A 2,963-nucleotide genomic window follows, 5' to 3' on the forward strand; every position below is an offset into this window, starting at 1 on the left:
GTGAAAAGCAGGCGCACATGAAGGTCATTATGAAAACCAAAAACGTGACCTACAACTGGCATGATGCGGAAACCTCGGTTCTGGAAGGGGTAATCGCCCGAGGCGACCGGCGGCAGGGCAAGGCGATCCTGCTGGCCTGGCAGCGTGGCTGCAAAATGGATGGCTGGGATCAGTGCTTCGACTTTGAACGCTGGATGCAGGCGTTTGCCGATTGCGGTCTGGATCCGGACTTCTATGCATCGCGCCCCCGTCCGCTGGACGAGGTGTTCCCGTGGGATCACATCGGCTGCGGCACGAGAAAAGAGCATTTGAAGCATGAGTGGGAGCTGTCCCGCGAAGCGGCTGTTACACCGGACTGCATGCAGAAATGCGCAGGCTGCGGTGCAAATGCGCTGCTGAAGGGAGGAAAGTGCTGTGTTTAAGGCAAGAATGAAGTTTGCCAAGGAGGGGAGAGCGAAATATATCTCTCACCTTGATCTTATGCATACCATGCAGCGCTCGATGGCGCGCTGCCAGATGCCGCTGTGGTTTACCGAAGGCTTCAACCAGCATGCCTATGTTTCCGTGGCGCTGCCGCTTTCCACCGGTTATTCGGGTGAATGTGAGTTTCTGGACTTCAATATTACCAGCGAGGCTGTGCCGGAAAATGCGCTGGAAGCCCTCAATGATGTGTTTCCGGAAGGCCTGCGCGCGATTGAGATATACCCGCTCGAGGATGGCGGGATGAAAGTCGGCGCGATCGCATGGTCGCAGTATCGCATCACATGGGGATTTGAAGGCATGGTTCCTGCGGGCTTTACGAATGCGGTTCGCGCGTTGTTTGCCCGGCCGGCGGTTGAAATCGTCAAACGCTCCAAACGCGGCGAAAAGACCGTGAACATGAAAGAATTGATGCACGGTCTCACCATTACCGAGGGAGCAGATGAGGTGACCGCGGTCGTTACAACAGCAGCTGGAAATAACAACATGAGCCCGGAATATCTGACTCGGGCCATTGCACAATATTTGCCGCAGTATGAGATTCCATTCAGCGCCTATCATCGCATGAATGTGTTCACCACTGACGGTACGCCATTCCGCTAAGAGGAGACTGCGCATGTCTGAATCAGCTATTGTTTCGCAGGAAGAACTGCAAAATCAATTTACCTATATGGATGCCGTTGCAGAGCTGATCCGCGGGCGGCATCTGCGTGCCTATACGCATACGTTCGGCTGCCAGCAAAATGAGGCGGATACCGAACGGATCCGCGGTATGCTGCACGAAATGGGATATGAAATGACAGAAGAAGTCAGTGAAGCTGATTTTATCCTGTATAATACCTGTGCAGTGCGTGAACATGCGGAGGATCGCGCGTTCGGCAACATCGGTGCGCTCAGTCATTTGAAAAAGCAGCGCCCGGACGTGATTATTGCCCTGTGCGGCTGCATGGCGCAGCAGGAAAAAAATGTTGAGAAAATCAAAAAGAGCTACCCGCAGGTAAAACTGCTGTTCGGCACGCACGCGCTGTGGCGTTTTCCCTCGCTGCTGTATCGCGCGCTGACAGAAAAAAAGCGCATTTTCGATATCGGCGGGGCGGATGATATTGCAGAAGGGTTGCCGGTGCTGCGCGGTCACGGCCCAAAAGCGTGGCTGTCGATCATGTACGGCTGCAATAACTTCTGCACCTACTGCATCGTGCCGTATGTGCGCGGACGTGAGCGTTCCCGCCGCCCAGAGGAGATCGAAAAGGAACTGCGCGAGCTGGTTGCAGCAGGATACAAGGAGATCACGCTGCTGGGTCAGAACGTGAATTCCTATGGCAAGGATCTGGGGCTGGATGTGGATTTTGCCGGCCTGCTGCGCCGGTTAAACGCCGTGCCGGGTGATTTTTGGCTGCGCTTCATGACCAGCCACCCGAAAGACGCCTCCCCGCGCCTGTTCGATGCCATGGCGGACTGCGAAAAAGTGGCCAAACAGCTGCATCTGCCGTTTCAGTCCGGCAGTGACGAAATTTTGCGCCGCATGAACCGCCGCTATACTGCGGAAAGCTACCGTGCGCTGATTGCGGATGCAAGGCAGAAAATGCCGGGCATCACCTTGTCCAGCGACATTATTGTTGGTTTTCCGGGGGAAACCGAAGCGGATTTTGAACAGACGTTAGCATTGGTACAGGATATACAGTTCGATCTGCTCTTTACGTTTTTATATTCGCCGCGCAGCGGTACGCCGGCGGCAGCCTATGAGGACCCTGCGACCCCGCAGCAGAAGCAGGCGTGGTTCGAGCGTCTGCTACAGGCCCAGGATGCGATCGTAGCCCAGCGGCAGGCGGCCTATCAGGGCAAAACGATGCGTCTGCTGGTGGACGGTACCGCAAAGGGACCGGACTATCCGTTTACCGCGCGTACAGAAGGCAATCTTTTGGTTTGTGTGCGTGGTGAAAATATCAAAATCGGGGACTTCATTGAGGCCGTAATTGAAAAAACTTCGCTCCGCTGCCTGTTTGCAGTGAAGCAGTGAGGAGGATTGCTGTATGAGTGCAAAACAGGAACTGACGCTGCAAAAGCTGCGCCAGCTGCCGGTTGATTTATCTCTGGTTGAGCTGTTTCCCGCAGAGGAGGACAACGCCTATTTCTGCACACCGCTTGGTGCGCGCATATTAGGGCGGATCGGTGTGGACGGGGTACATTTTTGCGATGTGCCGTCCCTGGGGCTGGACTTGGTTTTTGCGGTCGCGCCGATGGGGGAGCCGCCTTTTGTGTATCCGGTCGCAGCGAATCTGCACGAGTTTTTAGCGGAAGTGTATACCTGCGGCAGCGCCGGCAGCATCGAACAACTGATTGGGATCGCGCCGGAGCGGGCGGCAGATTTCCTGCGGTTTAACCGTGCCCTGTGCATAGGCTCGGATGATGTGGACGAGCTGAGGCAGGCGTACGACTTTTTCGGTATGGATGGCTTTTCTCTGCCGGAACCGGGAAAGAACACC

General features: G+C 55.5%; 2 protein-coding genes and 2 pseudogenes. All 4 read left to right on the top strand.

Annotation, left to right across the window (positions count from 1 at the left end; translation table 11 throughout):
• Nucleotides 1-422, top strand: a pseudogene (locus ACOYIE_RS10205) (B12-binding domain-containing radical SAM protein); the annotation flags it as partial.
• Nucleotides 415-1,083: a TIGR03936 family radical SAM-associated protein gene (locus tag ACOYIE_RS10210; protein WP_433412879.1), complete on the top strand. Its 669-nt coding sequence runs from the start codon at nt 415-417 to the stop codon at nt 1,081-1,083. The pseudogene ACOYIE_RS10205 and the gene ACOYIE_RS10210, both read left to right, overlap by 8 nt.
• A 13-nt stretch (nt 1,084-1,096) precedes the next feature.
• A complete protein-coding gene (gene miaB, locus ACOYIE_RS10215; RefSeq protein WP_433412881.1) occupies nt 1,097-2,497 on the top strand; it encodes a tRNA (N6-isopentenyl adenosine(37)-C2)-methylthiotransferase MiaB in 1,401 nt (466 codons plus the stop codon).
• A 13-nt stretch (nt 2,498-2,510) separates the two neighbouring features.
• A pseudogene (locus ACOYIE_RS10220) lies at nt 2,511-2,963 on the top strand (hypothetical protein); the annotation flags it as partial.

The sequence above is a fragment of the Agathobaculum sp. genome (assembly GCF_050946325.1).
In the GTDB taxonomy this organism is placed as follows: domain Bacteria; phylum Bacillota; class Clostridia; order Oscillospirales; family Butyricicoccaceae; genus Agathobaculum.

Excerpts from the sequence above, each read along its gene's own strand:
- miaB (WP_433412881.1), top strand. The coding sequence starts at position 1,097 with ATGTCTGAATCAGCTATTGTTTCGCAGGAAGAACTGCAAAATCAATTT.